General features: G+C 60.3%; 16 protein-coding genes. 10 read left to right on the top strand and 6 right to left on the bottom strand.

Features of this window, described 5'->3' with window-relative positions; genetic code table 11:
- Positions 1-84 precede the first annotated feature (84 nt).
- Both argJ and secA read right to left on the bottom strand, forming a co-directional pair.
- Complete coding sequence (gene argJ / locus KW849_RS01590; RefSeq protein WP_108228635.1) at positions 85-1,302, bottom strand: bifunctional glutamate N-acetyltransferase/amino-acid acetyltransferase ArgJ; 1,218 nt, start codon at positions 1,300-1,302, stop codon at positions 85-87.
- A gap of 120 nt (positions 1,303-1,422) precedes the next feature.
- A complete protein-coding gene (gene secA / locus KW849_RS01585) occupies positions 1,423-4,158 on the bottom strand; it encodes a preprotein translocase subunit SecA (protein ID WP_218427069.1) in 2,736 nt (911 codons plus the stop codon).
- Between the two features lie 307 nt (positions 4,159-4,465).
- Between secA and KW849_RS01580 the strand changes: the two genes are divergently transcribed.
- Positions 4,466-4,921: a DUF721 domain-containing protein gene (locus KW849_RS01580; RefSeq protein WP_218427067.1), complete on the top strand. Its 456-nt coding sequence runs from the start codon at positions 4,466-4,468 to the stop codon at positions 4,919-4,921.
- Between the two features lie 43 nt (positions 4,922-4,964).
- Here KW849_RS01580 and KW849_RS01575 read toward each other — a convergent pair whose 3' ends face one another.
- Complete coding sequence (locus KW849_RS01575; protein ID WP_218427065.1) at positions 4,965-6,452, bottom strand: helicase HerA-like domain-containing protein; 1,488 nt, start codon at positions 6,450-6,452, stop codon at positions 4,965-4,967.
- 188 nt (positions 6,453-6,640) lie between these two features.
- Here KW849_RS01575 and KW849_RS01570 point away from each other — a divergent pair, with 188 nt between their 5' ends.
- From KW849_RS01570 to KW849_RS01560, 3 genes are all read left to right on the top strand, one after another.
- Complete coding sequence (locus KW849_RS01570) at positions 6,641-8,530, top strand: methyl-accepting chemotaxis protein (protein ID WP_218427063.1); 1,890 nt, start codon at positions 6,641-6,643, stop codon at positions 8,528-8,530.
- 243 nt (positions 8,531-8,773) lie between these two features.
- Positions 8,774-9,886, top strand: coding sequence for a glycosyltransferase family 1 protein (locus tag KW849_RS01565; protein WP_218427060.1), 1,113 nt, complete (start codon positions 8,774-8,776; stop codon positions 9,884-9,886).
- Between the two features lie 4 nt (positions 9,887-9,890).
- A complete protein-coding gene (locus KW849_RS01560; RefSeq protein WP_218427058.1) occupies positions 9,891-10,655 on the top strand; it encodes a DUF2334 domain-containing protein in 765 nt (254 codons plus the stop codon).
- A gap of 65 nt (positions 10,656-10,720) precedes the next feature.
- Here KW849_RS01560 and KW849_RS01555 read toward each other — a convergent pair whose 3' ends face one another.
- Positions 10,721-10,897 carry a hypothetical protein gene (locus KW849_RS01555; protein ID WP_218427056.1) on the bottom strand — a complete coding sequence of 59 codons (177 nt, stop codon included), beginning with the start codon at positions 10,895-10,897 and terminating at the stop codon, positions 10,721-10,723.
- Between the two features lie 86 nt (positions 10,898-10,983).
- Positions 10,984-11,832 carry a formyltetrahydrofolate deformylase gene (gene purU / locus KW849_RS01550; protein ID WP_108215079.1) on the bottom strand — a complete coding sequence of 283 codons (849 nt, stop codon included), beginning with the start codon at positions 11,830-11,832 and terminating at the stop codon, positions 10,984-10,986.
- A gap of 335 nt (positions 11,833-12,167) precedes the next feature.
- Between purU and mvaT the strand changes: the two genes are divergently transcribed.
- Entirely contained in the window at positions 12,168-12,545 is a 378-nt protein-coding gene (gene mvaT / locus KW849_RS01545) for a histone-like nucleoid-structuring protein MvaT (protein ID WP_007933316.1), read from the top strand.
- Positions 12,546-12,644: 99 nt separating this feature from the next.
- Here the strand turns inward: mvaT and sbcB are convergent, their stop codons facing one another.
- The gene (sbcB, locus tag KW849_RS01540) at positions 12,645-14,075 is read right to left on the bottom strand and encodes an exodeoxyribonuclease I (RefSeq protein ID WP_218427054.1); all 1,431 of its coding nucleotides are present in this window, start codon (positions 14,073-14,075) and stop codon (positions 12,645-12,647) included.
- A 187-nt stretch (positions 14,076-14,262) separates the two neighbouring features.
- On the opposite strand from sbcB, the gene KW849_RS01535 reads away from it, so the two are divergent.
- Genes KW849_RS01535 through KW849_RS01515 form a run of 5 tightly spaced genes read left to right on the top strand, consistent with a single transcriptional unit; the run spans position 14,263 to position 19,651 of the window.
- The gene (locus KW849_RS01535) at positions 14,263-14,988 is read left to right on the top strand and encodes an RDD family protein (RefSeq protein WP_218427052.1); all 726 of its coding nucleotides are present in this window, start codon (positions 14,263-14,265) and stop codon (positions 14,986-14,988) included.
- On the top strand, positions 14,985-15,962 hold the full coding sequence (locus KW849_RS01530; protein ID WP_218427050.1) for a stage II sporulation protein M: 978 nt from the start codon (positions 14,985-14,987) through the stop codon (positions 15,960-15,962). Before KW849_RS01535 ends, KW849_RS01530 begins: the two co-directional genes overlap by 4 nt.
- The gene (locus KW849_RS01525) at positions 15,949-17,493 is read left to right on the top strand and encodes a DUF4129 domain-containing protein (RefSeq protein WP_218427048.1); all 1,545 of its coding nucleotides are present in this window, start codon (positions 15,949-15,951) and stop codon (positions 17,491-17,493) included. The genes KW849_RS01530 and KW849_RS01525 overlap by 14 nt, the downstream gene beginning before the upstream one ends.
- Positions 17,490-18,653, top strand: coding sequence for a DUF4350 domain-containing protein (locus tag KW849_RS01520; protein WP_218427046.1), 1,164 nt, complete (start codon positions 17,490-17,492; stop codon positions 18,651-18,653). Before KW849_RS01525 ends, KW849_RS01520 begins: the two co-directional genes overlap by 4 nt.
- Complete coding sequence (locus KW849_RS01515; RefSeq protein WP_218427043.1) at positions 18,650-19,651, top strand: MoxR family ATPase; 1,002 nt, start codon at positions 18,650-18,652, stop codon at positions 19,649-19,651. Before KW849_RS01520 ends, KW849_RS01515 begins: the two co-directional genes overlap by 4 nt.
- Positions 19,652-19,749: the final 98 nt, after the last annotated feature.

Here is a 19,749-nt window from a genome sequence, read left to right as displayed (position 1 = left end):
AGGTGAAACACAAAGGGTGTGAGCACCAAAATCCCTGTGGGAGCGAGCTTGCTCGCGATAGCAGCGACTCGATCTAGCGATAGATCAAGTCCGGTACTCGGCGTTGATCTTCACGTACTCGTGGGACAGGTCGGTGGTCCAGATGGTTTCGCTGCAATCGCCACGACCCAACTCGATGCGGATGGTGATTTCTTCCTGCTGCATCACCGCCGCGCCCTGGGCTTCGGTGTAGGTCGCCGCGCGCGCGCCACGACTGGCAATGCACACTTCACCAAGGAATACGTCGATCTTGCTCACATCCAGGTTCGGAACGCCGGCACGGCCGACAGCGGCCAGGATACGTCCCCAGTTCGGGTCGGACGCAAACAATGCCGTCTTGATCAGCGGCGAGTGGGCCACGGTGTAGCCAACGTCCAGGCACTCCTGGTGATTGCCGCCGCCATTGACTTCAACGGTCACGAACTTGGTTGCGCCTTCTCCATCGCGAACGATGGCCTGGGCCACGTCCATGCACACTTCGAACACCGCCTGCTTCAACTTGGCGAACAACTCGCCTTCGGCGCGGGTGATTTCCGGCAGCGCGGCCTGACCGGTGGCGATCAGCATGCAGCAGTCGTTGGTCGATGTATCGCCATCGATGGTGATGCGGTTGAACGACTTGTTGGCGCCATCGAGCATCAGGTTTTGCAATACATCGCGGGAAACCTTGGCGTCAGTGGCGATGTAGCCGAGCATGGTCGCCATGTTCGGGCGAATCATGCCGGCGCCTTTGCTGATGCCGGTAACGGTGATGGTCACACCGTCATGCTGGAACTGACGGCTGGCGCCTTTGGGCAGGGTGTCGGTGGTCATGATGCCGGTGGCGGCAGCTTCCCAGTTGTGAATCGACAGGTCGTCGAGGGCCGCTTGCAGCGCGCCTTCGATTTTCTCGACCGGCAGTGGCTCGCCGATCACACCGGTGGAGTACGGCAGCACCTGGCTGGCATCGACACCGGTCAGTTCCGCCAACCTGGCGCAGGTGCGCTCGGCGGCGGCCAGACCAGGTTCGCCGGTGCCGGCGTTGGCATTGCCTGTGTTGGTCAGCAGGTAGCGCACAGGGCCTTGTACGCGTTGCTTGGCCAGGATCACCGGTGCGGCGCAAAAGGCGTTCAAGGTGAACACGCCGGCAACCGTGGAGCCTTCAACACAGCGCATGACCACAACATCCTTGCGCCCCGGGCGCTTGATGCCGGCCGAGGCGATACCGAGTTCAAAACCGGCAACCGGGTGCAACGTTGGCAAAGGACCAAGACCAACAGCCATGAATGCGCTCCTTTATAAATGATGTCAGCACCGTTTCAGCAGAACGGTGGTTCGAATGGTAAAACGCCGCGACGGCAAAAGCCGGTCGCGGCGCGGGTATTTCAGCGTTTGAAACGGGTTTTACTGAATCTGCCCGTGGCAATGCTTGAACTTCTTGCCCGAACCGCAATAGCACAGCTCGTTGCGACCCAGCTTCTGCTCGCTGCGAACCGGTGCAGCAGCGAGAGCGACATCGACTTCTTCGCCCAACACTTCCGGATGCTCAAGACCTGGAGCTTCTTCATGCAGGAACTGCATGCGAGCGGCCAATGCCTCGGCTTCCTGGCGCAGGCGCTGCTCTTCTTCGATCGGGTCTTCGCGACGAACCTGAACGTGGGACAACACACGGATCGAATCGCGCTTGATCGAATCGAGCAGCTCGGAGAACAGGGTGAAGGACTCGCGCTTGTATTCCTGCTTCGGGTTCTTCTGGGCGTAACCACGCAAGTGAATACCGTGACGCAGGTGGTCCATGGTCGACAGGTGGTCTTTCCACAGGTCGTCCAGAACGCGCAGAACGATTTGTTTCTCGAAGGAGCGCAACGCTTCGGCGCCCGCCTGGTCTTCTTTCTCGTTGTACGCAGCGATCAGTTCCTGCATCAGTTTCTCGCGCAGGGTTTCTTCGTACAGGTGATCGTCTTCGTCGAGCCATTGCTGGATCGGCAGCGTCACACCGAAATCGCTCTGCAGCGCCGCTTCCAGGCCCGCCACGTCCCACTGCTCAGGCAGCGATTGTGGAGGAATGTGTGCGCTGACGGTGGCGTCCAGTACGTCCTGACGGAAGTCAGCGATGGTCTCACCGATGTTGTCGGCAGCCAGCAACGTGTTACGCATGTGATAAATCACTTTACGCTGTTCGTTGTTGACGTCGTCGAACTCGAGCAGTTGTTTACGAATGTCGAAGTTACGGCCTTCAACCTTGCGCTGAGCCTTTTCGATGGCGTTGGTCACCATGCGGTGCTCGATCGCTTCGCCAGGCTGCATGCCCAGGGCCTTCATGAAGTTCTTCACCCGGTCAGAGGCGAAGATGCGCATCAGGCTGTCTTCCAGCGACAGGTAGAAACGGCTGGAACCGGCGTCGCCCTGACGACCGGCACGACCACGCAGCTGGTTGTCGATACGGCGCGATTCGTGACGCTCGGACGCGATCACCTGCAAGCCGCCCGATTCGAGCACTTGCTGGTGACGCTTCTGCCAGTCGGCCTTGATCTGGGCAATCTGCTCAGGGGTCGGGTTTTCCAGGGAAGCCACTTCCACTTCCCAGTTACCGCCCAAAAGGATGTCGGTACCACGACCGGCCATGTTGGTGGCGATGGTCAGTGCGCCCGGGCGACCGGCCTGGGCAATGATCTCGGCTTCCTTTTCGTGGAACTTGGCGTTCAGGACCTTGTGTTCGATGCCTTCCTTCACGAGCAGGCTGGACATGTGCTCGGAGGTTTCGATGGTGGCTGTACCGACCAGAACCGGACGGCCGGCGGCCATGCTTTCCTTGATATCGGCCACGATTGCCGCGTATTTCTCGTCGGCAGTCAGGAACACCAGGTCGTTGTAGTCTTTACGGGCCAGCGGCTTGTTCGGTGGAATCACCATGACCTGCAGGCCATAGATCTGGTGGAACTCGAACGCTTCGGTGTCGGCCGTACCGGTCATGCCGGACAGTTTGTTGTACAGACGGAAGTAGTTCTGGAAGGTGGTCGACGCCAGGGTCTGGCTTTCGGCCTGGATGTTCAGGTTTTCCTTGGCTTCGATGGCCTGGTGCAGGCCTTCGGACAAGCGGCGACCCGGCATGGTACGGCCGGTGTGCTCGTCGACCAGTACGACCTGACCGTCCTGCACGATGTATTCGACGTTGCGATGGAACAGCTTGTGCGCGCGCAGGCCGGCGTAGACGTGAGTCAGCAGGCTCAGGTTATGCGCCGAGTACAGGCTCTCGCCTTCAGCCAGCAGGCCGATGCGGGTCAGCGTTTCTTCGACGAACTGGTGACCGGCTTCGTTGAGTTCGACCTGGCGGGTCTTCTCGTCAACGGTGTAGTGGCCGGCCTTGGTGACTTCGCCTTCCACTTCTTCGATGTGCAACTCAAGCGTCGGGATCAGCTTGTTGACCTCGATGTACAGCTTGGAGCTGTCCTCGGCCTGACCGGAGATGATCAGCGGCGTACGGGCTTCGTCGATGAGGATGGAGTCGACTTCGTCGATCACGGCGAAATTGAGTTCGCGCTGGAATTTTTCTTCCATGCTGAACGCCATGTTGTCGCGCAGGTAATCGAAACCGAATTCGTTGTTGGTGCCGTAGGTGATGTCGGCAGCGTAGGCAGCACGCTTCTCTTCCGGCGGCTGGAACGGCGTGACCACGCCGACCGTCAGGCCGAGGAATTCATACAGCGGACGCATCCAGTTGGCGTCACGGCGGGCCAGGTAGTCGTTCACCGTCACAACGTGCACGCCGTTGCCGGACAGCGCGTTGAGGTAAACGCCCAGTGTTGCCACCAGGGTCTTGCCTTCACCGGTACGCATTTCCGCGATCATGCCTTCATGCAAGGTCATGCCGCCGATCAGCTGGACATCGAAGTGGCGCATGCCCATGACACGCTTGCCGGCTTCGCGGGCGACCGCAAAGGCTTCTGGCAGCAGTTGGTCGAGGGTTTCCCCTTTGGCGAGGCGGGCCTTGAACTCGCTGGTCTTGGCACGCAATTGATCGTCCGAAAGGGCCACCATTCGCTCTTCGAAGGCATTGACGAGTTGCACCGTCTTGAGCATGCGTTTGACTTCACGCTCGTTCTTGCTTCCAAAAAGTTTCTTTAACAAAGGCGCAAACATATCGGCAGGATCTTCCACACTAAAGGGATGGAGGGCGGCCCCGTGAGTCGCCCGTGCAGCCCTCATGGCCGCATGCGAACGAGCATTCTACCCGGAAACGATGGAGAGGAAAGTGGCGATATTCCACGATGCTGGCACAGCGCGTTGACGGGGCTCACTTAAAATAAGGGCGTTTTGCTCAACTTCAAGCCGTTCAAGGCAGAAGTTAGTTGTTGATTTAATGGGCAAAGCACCCACAAAAGCAATGGGCGGGTGCATCCGGTGCTTTCTGCTACCATGGCGCCTCTGTTACTTCAGGTGTCTGATCATGGCATTTCGCCCACTTACGGCCAAAGTACCTGCCGTTCTACTACGCGAAGCCAAGCCGCTGAAAGCCATTCTCGGCCACGCTCAACGCCTGGGTCATCTGCAGCGTTTACTCGAAAGCCAATTGCAACCCGCCGCTCGCGAGCATTGCCACGTGGCCTCCTGGCGCGAAGGCAGTTTGTTACTGATTGTCACCGACGGTCATTGGGCAACCCGCCTGCGCTACCAGCAGAAGCGCCTGCAACGGCAACTGCAACTGTTCGACGAGTTTGCCAATCTGACCCGGATCCTGTTCAAAGTTCAACCGCCGACCGTTCAGCAAGGTGCGGCCGGGCATACCATGGATTTGTCCAACGACGCGGCAGCGACCATTCAGGCCACGGCCGATGGGATCAGCGACCCGAATTTGCGGGCCGCGCTGGAGCGACTGGCGGCGCACGCCAAATCCAAAACCTAAAGACAAGATCAAAAGATCGTCCGAAGGCTGCGATCTTTTGCTTTCAGCGACGTTTTTTGCTACCTAGCAACGAGCCCATCAACCCGCGCACCAACTGCCGCCCAAGCTGATTCGCCGCCTGTCGCATCGCTGATTTCAAGGCCTGCCCCGCCGCGGTTCCAAGAAACTCTCCGGCCTGCTCGGTGAAGCCAGGTTCCTCAGCTGCCGGCTTGCCCTGCTCCGCTTCGGGCTCAGGTGCCAGCCCCTTGCGCCCCATAAGCACCTCATAGGCTGATTCACGGTCAATCGGCCTGTCATAACGCCCCTGCAACGGCGAACCGGCAATCAGCGCCGTACGCTCGGCGCCGGTCAAAGGCCCGATCCGCGATTGCGGTGGTGCAACCAGTACCCGCTGGACCATTTCCGGCGTGCCTTTTTCCTGCAAGGTGCCGACCAGCGCCTCGCCGATCCCGAGCTCGGTCAACACCGACAAGGCATCGAACGCCGGATTCGGCCGGAAACCTTCGGCCACCGCGCGCAGGGACTTCTGCTCCTTGGCGGTGAACGCACGCAAGCCATGCTGGATGCGCAAGCCCAACTGCGCGAGCACATCATCCGGCAGGTCACCCGGCGATTGGGTGACGAAATACACGCCCACGCCTTTCGAACGAATCAGCCGCACCACCTGCTCCAGACGATCGCGCAACGCCTGGGGCGTACCGTTGAACAACAAGTGAGCCTCGTCGAAAAACAGCGCCAGCAACGGTTTGTCGGCATCGCCACGCTCCGGCAACTGCTCGAACAGTTCGGCCAGCAGCCACAGCAGGAACGTCGCGTAGACCTTCGGCGCTTCATGCACCAGACGGCTGGCATCCAGCAAATGAATGCGCCCACGACCATCCGCAGTGGGCTGGAGGATGTCTTCGAGTTGCAGCGCAGGCTCGCCGAACAGGGCTTCGGCGCCCTGTTGCTCCAGGGTCGCCAGACGCCGCAGCAATGCCTGGCTGGAACCGGTGGTCATCAATGCCGCATCGTCGCCCAGCAACTGGGGGTTGTCCCGCAGGTGATTGAGTAACGCCTTCAGATCCTTGAGATCGAGCAACAACAGGCCTTCGCGATCCGCCACCTTGAACGCGGCGTACAGCGCCGACTGCTGACTGTCGGTCAGTTCCAGCAGGCTGCCCAGCAGCAGCGGCCCCATTTCACTCAAGGTTGTGCACAAAGGATGACCGGACTGACCGTGCACGTCCCACAACGTCACCGGATAAGCCTGAGGCTTGTGGTTGAGCCAGGGCATCCCGGCAATCCGCTCGGCGATCTTGCCCTGGGGGTTGCCGGCGGCACCGAGGCCACACAGGTCACCCTTGATGTCGGCGGCGAACACCGCCACGCCAGCATCGCTGAAGGCTTCGGCCAATCGTTGCAAAGTGACGGTCTTGCCGGTGCCGGTCGCGCCTGCGATCAAACCGTGGCGGTTCGCCAGACGCATAGCCTGGGCAATCGGCTGCCCGTTGAGATCGGCGCCGATAACGAGTTGCAGAGAGTCAGGCATTTGGTCACCCATGATTAATCTTTGGTCCTACACGGCCGATAGAGATAACGACAAAGCAGTCAGACACGATCTGGTCGGAAATTTCCCTAAGGAGAGTCGGAAAATTCACTTGCTTTCAACCTTGCCCGTCGTGCGCCCCTTTATAAAAGCACGCACTGGACATTAAGACCTTAGCGGAACCCCAAGCCATGAACAAAAATCTGCGTTTCAGCCATAAAATCCTGCTTGCCGCCGCCCTTATTGTTATTGCCGCCTTCGCCTCATTCACGCTGTACAACGACTATTTGCAGCGCAACGCCATCCACGAAGACCTTGATAACTATCTGCAGGAAATGGGCGCAGTGACCGCCAACAATATCCAGACCTGGTTGAACGGGCGCAGCCTGCTGATTGAAAACCTGTCACAAACTGTCGCGCTCAACCCCGATGCTGACAACGTTTCCAGGCTGCTTGTACAAAAAGCCGTGACCTCGACCTTCATGGGCGCCTACCTCGGCAACAAGGACGGCTCTTTCATCATTCGCCCGGACAGCAAGATACCCGATGGCTATGACCCGCGTGCACGCCCTTGGTACAAGAGCGCGCAAGCCAGCAGCGGTTCGGCATTAACCGAGCCTTATATTGATCTGGCGTCCGGACAACTGGTGATCTCCATTGTCGACAGCGTTATCAAGGACGGCCAGAACATCGGCGTGGTCGGTGGCGACCTGAGCTTGCAGGTGATCGCCGACAGCCTTGGCACGCTGGACTTCGACGGCATGGGTTATGCCTTCCTGGTCAGTGCCGACGGCAAGATCCTGGTACATCCCGACAAAGCGCTGGCGATGAAGACGCTCAAGGATGTCTACCCGCAAGACACGCCGGCCATCAGCAGCGCAATGAGCGAAATCCAGGTCGACGGCAAAACCCGCATCGTGACCTTCACCCCGATCAAAGGCTTGTCGTCGGTCAACTGGTACATCGGTCTGTCGGTCGACAAGGAAAAGGCCTTCTCGATGCTCAGCGAGTTCCGCACCTCGGCGGTCGTTGCGACCGTGATTGCCGTGGCCATCATCATCGCCCTGCTCGGCATGCTGATTCGCATCCTGATCCAGCCATTGCACGTCATGACCCGTGCCATGGCTGATATCGCCGACGGCGAAGGCGACCTGACCAAACGCCTGACCATCCAGAACAATGACGAATTCGGCACCCTCGGCACTGCGTTCAACCGCTTCGTCGAGCGCATTCACGGCTCGATCCGCGAAGTGTCCTCAGCCACCGGGCAAGTCAACGAAGTGGCGTTGCGCGTGGTCGCGGCTTCCAACTCGTCGATGTTCAACTCCGACCAGCAAGCCTCGCGCACCAGCAGCGTCGCAGCTGCCATCAACCAGCTAGGCGCCGCCGCCCAGGAAATTGCCCGCAACGCCGCCCAGGCGTCGAGCCAGGCCAGTGATGCCCGCAGCCTGGCCGAGGAAGGTCAACACGTGGTGGACCGCAGCATCGTGGCGATGAATCAACTGTCGAGCATGCTCAGCGCATCGAGTTCCAACATCGAATCGCTGAACAGCAAAACGGTGAACATCGGGCAGATTCTCGAAGTGATCACCAGCATTTCCCAGCAAACCAACTTGCTGGCGCTCAACGCCGCGATTGAAGCCGCCCGCGCCGGTGAAGCCGGTCGTGGTTTTGCTGTGGTGGCGGACGAGGTGCGCAACCTGGCACATCGCACGCAGGAATCGGCACAACAGGTGCAAACCATGATCGAGGAGCTGCAGGTCGGCGCCCGGGAATCGGTCAGTACCATGAGCGACAGTCAACGCCACAGCCAGGACAGCGTGGAGATCGCCAACCTCGCGGGCGAACGCCTGAACAGCGTGACGCTGCGTATCGGTGAAATCGACGGCATGAACCAGTCGGTGGCTACCGCGACCGAGGAACAGACCGCCGTGGTGGAGTCGATCAACGTCGACATCACCGAGATCAACACGCTGAATCAGGAAGGCGTGGAAAACCTGCAATCTACATTGCGCGCGTGCTCGGACCTTGAGCAGCAGGCGGCGCGGTTGAAGCAGTTGGTAGGCAGTTTCCGTATCTGATGCGGCAACCCCATGTGGCGAGGGAGCTTGCTCCCGCTGGGTCGCGAAGCGACCCCAAAATCGGTATCCAAGACGTGTCAACAAAAACACATCGGCTGATTTGACGACTGCTTCGCAGTCGTGCGGGAGCAAGCTCCCTCGCCACAACAGCCTTCATCCAGCGCCCTGCAACAAACCCCAACCGAACATCTATCCTTCATATAGGTCAACCAAGGGAGTACCGGGACTGGAGGACCGTTCATCGTGCATATCGCTGACATCACCATGTTCTACGCCCCTGCCAGTGGTGGCGTACGCACTTATCTGGATGCGAAGCACCGTCGTTTGGGCATCAAGCCGGGCATTCGCCACAGTTTGCTGATTCCCGGATCTTCTTTTAGCGAACAGGATGGTATTTACACCGTTCCGGCCCCTGCCCTGCCGTTCGGCAAGGGCTATCGCTTCCCTCTGCGCCTCGCGCCCTGGCGCAATGTCTTGCAGGATTTGCAGCCCGACCTGATCGAAGTCGGCGATCCTTATCTCACGGCCTGGGCGGCGCTGGATGCGCGGCGCCAACTCGATGTGCCGGTCATCGGCTTTTATCACTCGGACCTGCCCCTGCTGGTCAGCAACCGCATGGGCCATTGGGTGACCAACAACGTCGAGGCCTATATCAGCAAGCTCTACGGCAACTTTGACCGCGTACTGGCGCCCAGTCAGGTCATGGCCGACAAGCTCACCGGGCTTGGGGTCAAGAATGTGTTTGTGCAACCGCTCGGCGTCGACCTGCAAACCTTCAATCCCGATGCCAGAGACCCCGGGCTGCGAGCCGAGTTGGGCCTGGACGAAAACACCCGTCTGCTGATCTTCGCCGGGCGCGGTTCCAAGGAAAAAAACCTGCCGGTGCTGCTCGACTGCATGAAACGCCTGGGCCGACGCTATCACCTGCTGCTGGTTGGTTCGTCGATGCCCACGGCCGTGCCGTCCAACGTGACGGTGATCGACGAGTTCTGCCCGGTGGCGCAGGTGGCCCGCCTGATGGCCAGCGCCGATGCACTGTTGCACGCCGGCGATCAGGAAACCTTCGGTTTGGTCATTCTGGAGGCCATGGCCAGCGGTATTCCGGTGGTGGCCGTGGCGGCCGGGGCCTTCGAGGAAATCGTCACCGAGGACTGCGGCCGGCTCTGCGCGCCGAACAATCCCGCCGCGATGGCCACCGCCGTTCGAGAATTGTTCGGGTCGGGCAACACAACGCTGGGCAAACAGGCGCGGTTGCATGTCGAACGGCATTACGCCTGGGACACCGTGGTCAACAGCTTGTTGCGCCACTACCACGCCGTGCTCGGCAACCAATGGCCGCTGACGGCCAACGGTTGAGTCCATGAACAGTCCCGCTTTACTGCTGGTACTGCACGACGTGGCACCGCCAACCTGGGCCGATTACCAGCCGTTCGTCAAAGCCGTCGACGCGTTGGATGGCGTGCCGATCACCTGGCTGGTGGTGCCGGACTTCCACAAACACAACAACCTGGACGCCCATCCGCAATTTCGCCGCCAGCTCAGTATCAGGCTCGCCCGGGGCGACGAACTGGCGCTGCATGGCTACTTCCACTGCGACGACGGGCCGATGGCCAGCAATCCCCGAGACTGGTTCATGCGCCGGGTCTACACCCACGAAGGCGAGTTTTACCGTTTGTCGCAGGAAGCCGCCCTCGCCCGCTTGCGTTCGGGCATCGAGATGTTCCACCGCCATGACTGGCCGCTGGAGGGGTTCGTCGCCCCTGCCTGGCTGATGAGCCAAGGCACTCGCCAGGCATTGCGCCAATTGCCGTTGAGTTACACCAGCGACTCGCAGCACTTGTACCAGCTGCCGGATTTCACCGCGTTCGAGGCGCCGGGGCTGGTCTGGAGTGCGCGCAGTGTCTGGCGCCGGGGCGTATCGAAGCTCGTCAGCGACCGCCGTGAACAACGCTGGCAGCAGGCGCCGGTGATTCGCCTGGGCCTGCACCCGGTGGACATGCGCCATGAGTTTTCGCGCCGATACTGGCTACAAACCCTCGAGCGCCTGCTCGACAACGGACGTGTTCCGATGACCAAGACCCAGTGGCTGGCGCTGCAAAACGACCGTGTGGGTCGTGCGGCATGAGTCGCGGACTGCAGTTGTTCGATAGCCTGCGCGCGGGCGGTGCCTGCCGGTAAAGTTGATGAAACTCAGGCAGGTCTGGGTTTGTCCGCGGGCTCTTGCTGCAACTGCTCCCACAACTGCGCGGCATCAGGAAACTCCGTACCCGTTTCAGGCCCCATGTCATCCGGGTCGTAGCGGCTCAGGCAACCCTCGCCCAGCGTGGCGGGAGCCTTGGAGGTGGCTTTGTCCAGTGGATCGGCCATGGTCATGTCCTCGGTGCAGAAACGGCGAAGGGCCTGAAGCGATTGAACGCCCAGGCCCTTCGAATTTCAACTGCACCGCAGGTCTGTCAGAAGACGACGGTTTTGTTGCCGTGTACCAGCACCCGGTCTTCCAGGTGATAACGCAGGCCACGGGCCAGCACCATCTTCTCGACATCGCGGCCGAAACGCACCATGTCTTCGATGCTGTCGCTGTGGCTGACGCGCACCACGTCCTGCTCGATGATCGGACCGGCATCCAGCTCTTCGGTCACATAGTGGCAGGTCGCGCCGATCAGCTTCACGCCACGCAGGGAGGCCTGGTGATACGGTTTGGCACCGACGAACGACGGCAGGAAGCTGTGGTGAATGTTGATGACCTTGTGCGCGTATTCGCGGCACAACTGCGGCGGCAGGATTTGCATGTAACGGGCAAGCACCACCACTTCGGCATCGTGCTGTTTGACCAGGCGCGAAACCTCGGCGAAGGCCGGCTGCTTGTCCTGCGGATTGACCGGGACGTGGTAGTACGGAATGCCGTGCCACTCCACCATGCTGCGCAAGTCATCATGGTTGGAAATCACACAGGAAATTTCGCAGTCCAGTTCATCGCTGTGCCAGCGATGCAGCAAGTCGGCCAGGCAGTGCGACTCGCGGCTGGCCATCAGGACCACGCGTTTCTTTTGTTCGGTATCGGTGATGCGCCAGTCCATCGAGAACTCTTCGGCGATCGGGGCAAAGGCTTCGCGAAACGCTTCGATACCAAATGGCAGGGAGTCGGCACGGATCTCGTGACGCATGAAGAACCAGCCACTGAGGTTGTCCGAGTGATGGCTCGCTTCAGTGATCCAGCCGTTATGTGATGCCAGAAAGTTACTGACTTTGGCAACGATGCCAACACGGTCCGGGCAAGAAATCACCAGACGAAAAGTGCGCATGAGGGGGAAACTCCAGAACTTCGCAAAGGCCGCCATTCTAGCGATTGCGCAGCAAAACTGCAGTATTGTTGACGTTTGCCCTGCCCGAAGGTCGGAGCGGCAGGACGGACAGCGCCCGTGACGGTTCGCCCGGATGCTCTAGTGCTGCCGGCCAAATGTTAATTTATGTATATCCGGCAGACCTGGACCACACTAATAACTGCATTACCAATGTGCGCCAAAGCCACAGCAATTAAATTAAATAAACTTGCCTTAAATGTTTACTTGATGAAACACCGTGACTATTATTGCCGCACTGTCACCTGCCATCCAGCGCACAACATAAGGTAGTCCACATGTCCTTGATCAACGAATATCGCGCCACCGAAGAAGCTATCAAAGAGCTGCAAGCCCGTTTGAAGAACCTGTCCCAAGACGACAAACTGCAAACCGAGCTGGAATTCGAAGGCAAACTGCGCACCCTGATGGGTGAATACTCGAAATCCCTGCGCGACATCATCGCGCTGTTGGATCCAGAATCCAAAACCAAGGCACCACGCGGCGGTGCAGTGAAAACTACCGGCACCAAGCGTGCTCGCAAAGTTAAACAATACAAAAACCCGCACAACGGTGAAGTCATCGAAACCAAAGGTGGCAACCACAAGACTCTGAAAGAGTGGAAAGCCAAGTGGGGCGGTGACGTGGTGGAAGGCTGGGCTACCCTGCTGGGCTAAGCTTCAGAGCTTGTCGCAGACGGATCCGTGACAAAAAATAACGCCAGCAAATGCTGGCGTTTTTTATGCCCGGTGTTTTAAGCCCAGGCATGTTCGATTTCAAAGACGCAAACGCTGACGCAATCCCTGGACATAATCCTGCCACTCACTGAGCACCCCCTGCTGAAACGGAGTAGCACTAACGCTCAATTGGGCCGCGGCGTCTACAAAACTTTCAAGGGTATTTGGGGCCCCCCACTCGGGTTCTGACAAACGTTTCTGACAGAATATTCGCCAGCGTTCTTGCTCCTCGGAATTCAACGTGTCGGAAAAGTTACGTGCGCGATATCGAAACAGCAATTCAGGCAAACGTTCGTCATCGAAAGGCCACTGCTGTTGTGCCAATTGCACCGGGTCAACGGTTCTGACTTGCTCACACAATCGCCGATCCCGATCACCGATAAATCCATCATATAACTGTTGCTCCGGATCCTGGCTCTGGGAAAAATCTTCGCGAGCATAGATCGCCAGGATTTTATCCAGCCAAACTTTCCGGGCGTCATTGAGCTGCAACACCCGCTGCTGATACAGCGCCATATCCAGCCCCAAACGCTGCTGATCTTCCTGGCGAAGTACCGACAACGGTGCCACCACCGGGCACTTGTTGATGTGAATCAGCTTCAACGGCACCGGCAACTCGCCTTCGGCCAGCTCGTCACGGCGGGTATACAAGCGCTGACGCAAGCTTTCGGCATCCAGATCGAGCAGGCCCTGGGGATCGAGGTGCAGGTCACAGACAATCAGGGCGTTCTTGTTGCGCGGGTGCCAGGCCAGCGGCAACACCACACCCACATAGCTGCGCGCGGCCGAAAAACGCCCGGAAACATGCACCAGCGGTTGCAGCAGGCGAATCTGGTCCATGACTTTTTGCTTGCTGCGCAGTTGAAACAGCCAGTCGTACAGCTTTGGCTGTTTTTCCCGTATCAGGCGCGCCAGGGCGATCGTCGCGCGAACGTCCGACAGCGCTTCGTGGGCATTGCCATGGTCGATGCCGTTGGCAGCGGTCAGGCGCTCGAGCTTGAGCGTGACCCGCCCCTCGTCATCGGTCGGCCAGACCAGACCATCGGGGCGCAAGGCATAGGCGGCGCGCACCACATCGATCAGGTCCCAGCGGCTGTTGCCGCCCTGCCATTCCCGCGCATAAGGGTCAAAAAAGTTTCGGTACAGGCTGTAGCGGGTCATCTCGTCGTCGAAACGCAAGGTGTTATACCCCGCGCCACAGGTACCGGGCGCGGCCAGTTGCGCATGCACCCGGGTCATGAAGTCGGCTTCGCTCAAGCCTTGCGCCTGCAGTTGCCCGGGGGTGATTCCGGTGATGGTGCAGGCGGCCGGATGCGGCAGGATGTCATCACTGGGCTGGCAGTAAAGGTTGACCGGCGCGTCGATTTCATTGAGATCGAAGTCGGTGCGCAGGCCGGCCATTTGCAACGGACGGTCGCAACGGGGATTGATGCCAGTGGTTTCGTAGTCGTACCAGAAGATAGAGGTCACGGGCGATTCCTGAACTGAAGATCGGCAAAGTCTAGGCGTTCACCTCCCGCCCCGGCCAGTAGTCTTGTCATTCAAGCACCTTGCGCGACTCGCCGTGCACTACATAGTTATGTCGTTTCCCTCCGTATAGGCTGCTAGCATCGGATGGACAAAGAATCCCGATCCAGGCCACATCATCAGGTTGCCCATGCTCGAGACCACAGCACTGCCAGGGACTGCGCCGCTGTCACCGCCACTGGATACGCGGTATCACGTCGAAACGCCGGAGGGCGTCGATCTGCCGCTGCGCCCGGCCGGTTTGATGGTCCGTGCGTTGGCATTCTCCATCGATCTCGGTTTGCGCGGCCTGATCCTGGGCGTGCTGTTCATTGTGCTGGCGACGCTCGGCAAACTGGGAGCCGGGCTCGGCTCGATCCTCCTATTCGTAGTGAGCTGGTGGTACATGGTGCTGTTCGAGGTGCTGAACCACGGCTACTCGCCAGGCAAGCAATGGATGGGACTACGGGTGGTGCACGACGATGGCACCCCGGTCGGCTGGTCCGCTTCGCTGCTGCGCAACCTGCTGCGCGTTGTTGACCTGTTGCCCTTCGGTTACTTCCTCGGGGTCATCAGTTGCCTGCAACATCCCCACTTCAAGCGCCTCGGCGATATCGCCGCCGGGACCCTGGTGATCTACCGCGAACAATCGCACACCCGCCCCGCCCCCCCTGAAGCCGAGCCCCGCCGCCCGGCCTTTGCCCTGACACTTACCGAGCAACAGGCGATTCTCGGGTTTGCCGAGCGCCAGGGCGAACTCTCCCAAGCGCGGGTCAATGAACTGGCCGCGATCCTCGCCCAGCCCTTGCAAGTCCAGCCTGCACAGGCGGTGACCGAGCTCAATGGCATCGCCCGCGGCTTGCTGGGGCCGACATGAAGCAAAGCCTGTTTGAAAGCCGGCACAAGGCCGAATGGGACCGCTTCTCCAGCCTGCTCGAGCAGTTGGAACGCGACGGCAAAGTCACCGACGCCGGCAGTTTCCCAAAGGACTACCGACGCCTCTGCCAACACTTGGCACTCGCACGGGAGCGTGGCTACAGCAGTTTTCTGATCGATGCCTTGCAGCAACAAGTGCTGCGCGGACATCAACAGTTTTACCGACACCGCAGCCGTCTGGGGGCCAACATGCTGGCATTCATCCTGGCCGACTTTCCGCGACTGGTGCGCGAACAATGGCGTTTCGTCCTCGCCGCCAGCCTGATGTTCTTTGCCAGCCTGACCGGTTTCGCGCTGCTGGTGTACCTGTACCCGGATCTGGTCTACAACCTGATCCCCGCCGAACAGGTCAGTGAGATGCAAAGCATGTACGACCCCGTTGCCGGTCACCTCGGGCGCACGGCGGAGCGGGCCGCCAGTGAGGACTGGGCGATGTTCGGCTACTACATCATGCACAACATCGGCATCGCCTTTCAGACCTTCGCCAGTGGTTTGCTGTTCGGCCTGGGCAGCGTGTTTTTCCTGATTTTCAACGGCCTGATGATCGGGGCGGTGGCCGGGCACCTGACCTACGTCGGCTACGGGCAAACCTTTTGGTCATTCGTGATCGGCCATGGCGCTTTCGAACTCAGCGCCATCGTCCTGGCCGGTGCCGCTGGTCTGAAGCTGGGCTGGGCGTTGGTCGCCCCGGGGCGCCTGCCACGGGGCGAGGCCTTGCGATTGGCGGCGCGCAAGAGCGTGCTGTTGATCTGCGGGGTCATGCTGTTTCTGTTGATTGCGGCCTTTATCGAAGCCTATTGGTCGGCAATGACCGGCCCTTCGCACCAGACCAAATACCTGATCGGCGCGGCGCTCTGGCTGCTGGTGGTGGTTTATCTGGTGTTCGCCGGACGTCGCCGCCATGCGCCTGAGTGACGCCACGGTGGTGATTCGCCCGCGCTCGACCTGGGAAGCCATGGACCTCGGGGTGCTCCTGAGCCAGCGCCACCGACGCCTGTTGATGACCAGTTGGGCCATGGTCACCTTGCCCATTTTCGTGCTGCTCAGTTGGGGATTCCGGGATTCGCCCTCGCTCGCCGTGTTCATTTTCTGGTGGCTGAAGCCGGCGTTCGAACGCTTGCCCTTGTACATCCTGTCCAAAGCCATGTTCGATGAAACGCCCACGCTCAAGCAGGCCCTGCACCAATGGCCGCGCCTGCTCAAGCCGCAATTGCTGGCCAGCCTGACCTGGCGACGCCTGAGTCTGCACCGCAGTTTCGTCATGCCGGTGGTACAGCTCGAAGGACTCCACGGGCAGCAATGGCAACAGCGCCTACAGGTGCTGTTGCAGCGAAACGCCGGCACCGCACGCTGGCTGACGATCATCGGTGCGCACCTGGAGGGCGCGTTGTGGATCGGCTTGATGGTGCTGTTCTATCTACTCCTGCCACAGCAGGTCGCGCTCGACTGGGGCTGGCAGTCGCTGATCTCGGCGGCCACCCAGGACTGGCGTTGGCTGGAACACTTGACCAACGCCTTTTATGCACTGGTTCTGGTGGTCTGGGAGCCGATCTATGTCGCCTGCGGCTTCAGCCTTTACCTGAACCGGCGCACCGTACTGGAGGCTTGGGATATCGAACTGGTGTTCCGCCGAATGCGCCAGCGTCTGGTCAGTGCAGGCGCTGTCCTGTTGATGGCCGTGATTGTGCTGATGCCGACCACCCACAGCGTGTGGGCCGGTGAACCGGCCATTTCACCCGACAGCCCGCGCCTGCTGGACCAGCCCCTGAGCAGCCAGGCCTCCAGGGACAGCATCAAGGCGATCCTCGAACAGCCACCCTTCAAGAACCGGGAAACGGTAACGCGCTACCGCTTTGGCGAAGAGCAACCGAGTGCTGAAGCCGCGGATAATGGCAAGACACCGCAATGGTTGAAGGCCCTGCTGAAACTGTTCGAGGGGCAGCATTTCGGGGCATTGGCGACCCTGATTGAAATCGTGCTGTGGGGCATCGTCATAGGTGCCGTCGGCCTGTTGATCTGGCGCTATCGCGACTGGTTGCAGGCGTTCGTGAGCCTTCGACCAATCCCCGTCAACAGAGCCACGGGACCGTTACCGCAGCAGGCATTCGGCATGGACCTCAAGCCCGAATCCCTGCCCGCCGACATCGCCGCCCGCGCCGAAAGTCTTTGGCAGACTCATCCACGCGAAGCGCTTGGTCTGCTTTATCGCGCCCTGCTCAGCCGCCTGCTGCACGACTTCAACATCGCGCTCAAGTCCGCCGACACTGAAGGCCAGGTGCTTCAGCGTATCGAGCTATTACAGCAACCGGCCTTGCTGGCCTACAGCAAAAACCTGACCGGGCACTGGCAAAACATGGCCTATGGTCATCGCCTGCCGCCCGCTCAGGTGCAGCAGGAACTGTGTAACGGCTGGCGCATTCTGTTCGGCTCGCAGGTTGTCCGTTGAATCGGCGCTGGGGGTCGATAGCCACTGCGTTGGTCGCCCTGTTGCTGGCGGCGCTGGGTGTTTATCTGTACCTCAAGGCAACCCCCTACCAGACCGACATCGACCACGGTCCCGCCCCCGAAGCCAGCGCCAATCCATATCTGGCGGCGCAGCTGTTCCTGCGCAAGCAAGGCCTGAGCGCCGACCACGCCAACGGCCTCGACATCCTGCCCAGCCTCGACCCGCATCAACACAGCCTGCTGTTGCTCGGGGATCGCTACAACATGACCCCACGGCAGATCGACCAGGTGCTGAACTGGACCCGGGCCGGCGGGCGGCTTCTGTTCGTCGCCGAATCGCTGTGGGATGAAAAACTCGGCCATAGCAATGACCTGCTGCTCGATCGGGTGCAACTGCACCAATCCCTGAGCAAAGACCTCAAGGACCCGCCGCCGGATGTCGGTGACGATCCGTACCCGCAACTGACCAAGCTCTATCTGGAAAACGAAGACGCCCCGGCCTATGCCGGTTTCGATACCGCGTTCCATCTCGAAGACCCGAAAAACCTCGCCCAGGCCTGGGCCAACAGCGCCAGGGCCACGCACATGATGCAGCTCGGTTACGGTCTCGGTTCAATCATCGTGGTCACCGATGCCGACTTGTGGAAAACCCCGGCCATCGACCGGTACGACAATGCCTGGCTGCTCTGGTACCTGACCGCCGATACCCGCGTGACGCTGATCTTCGATACCGATCACGACAGCCTGCCGACCTTGCTGCTGCGTTATTTTCCCCAGGCGCTGGTCGCGTTGTTCGCTTTGATCGGTCTGGGTTTCTGGCACTTCGGTGTGCGTCAGGGGCCATTGCTGGAACCGGCGCCGAAAGCACGCCGGCAACTGCAGGAGCACCTGCGCGCCAGTGCCGACTTCCTGTTGCGCCGCAACGGTCAGGCCGGCCTGCTGCAAGCCTTGCAGCAAGACATCCTGCGGCGCGTGCGGCGTCGCCATCCCGGCTTTGAACAACTTGCCGTTGCCGAACAATGGCTGGTACTCGCGCGCCTGACCGGCCAACCCACACGCGCCATCAGCCAGGCCATGAGCCCGCGACCGAAACAACGGCTTTCCAGCGTTGAATTCAGCCGTCAGGTCGCCCACCTGCAAACCTTGAGGAACGCCCTATGAGTCAACCGATCGAGCCCGAGGCAGCGAGTCATGCCACTCAACAACGTCAGCGTGCCAGCCACCTGGCCCAGGCCGTACGCCATGAATTGCAAAAAGCCTTGATCGGCCAGGACAGTGTGATCGACGACGTCCTGACGGCGCTGATCGCCGGCGGCCATGTGCTGCTCGAAGGCGTACCGGGCTTGGGCAAGACCCTGTTGGTGCGCGCCCTCGCCCGCTGCTTCGGCGGTGAATTCGCGCGCATCCAGTTCACCCCGGACCTGATGCCCAGCGATGTCACCGGGCACGCGGTGTATGACATGCAGACCGAGCAATTCAAACTGCGCAAAGGGCCGTTGTTTACCAACCTGTTGCTCGCCGACGAGATCAACCGCGCTCCGGCGAAAACCCAGGCGGCGCTGCTCGAAGCCATGCAGGAGCGGCAAGTCACCCTCGAAGGTCGTGCTCTGCCCATCGCGCAGCCGTTCATGGTGCTCGCCACGCAAAACCCCATCGAACAGGAAGGTACCTATCCGCTACCGGAAGCCGAACTGGATCGCTTCATGCTCAAGGTACGTATGGATTACCCCGACGCCGACCAGGAGTTGAACATGGTCCGTCAGGTCAGCCGCTCGACCCGGGCCGACATGCTCGATGTGCAACCGATGCGCACCTTGTTGCAGGCCAAGGATGTACTGGCCCTGCAACGCATCGCCAGCGACCTGCCGCTGGACGATCAGGTGCTCGATTACGCCGTGCGCCTGGCACGCTCCACCCGCAACTGGCCCGGCCTGACCCTCGGCGCCGGGCCTCGGGCGTCCATTGCCCTGGTGCGATGTGCCAGGGCACGCGCCTTGTTGCGCGGCGGTGAATTCGTGATTCCGGATGACATCAAGGGCTGCGCCCTGGCCGTGCTACGCCATCGCGTACGCATCGCGCCGGAGCTGGATATCGAAGGGCTGGAGGTCGATCACGTGCTGCGGCAACTGCTCGACCAAGTGCCGGCGCCACGGGTTTGAACGTCGTGGCCCGGATAAAAGATCGCAGCCTTCGGCAGCTCCTGCGTCGAAGGTGTGCACCTGTAGGAGCTGCCGAAGGCTGCGATCTTTTGATCTGG

Source organism: Pseudomonas sp. PDM26, from assembly GCF_019219185.1.
In the GTDB taxonomy this organism is placed as follows: domain Bacteria; phylum Pseudomonadota; class Gammaproteobacteria; order Pseudomonadales; family Pseudomonadaceae; genus Aquipseudomonas.
The sequence above is the reverse complement of the archived record's forward strand: the minus strand, read 5'-3'. Positions and strand labels throughout refer to the sequence as shown.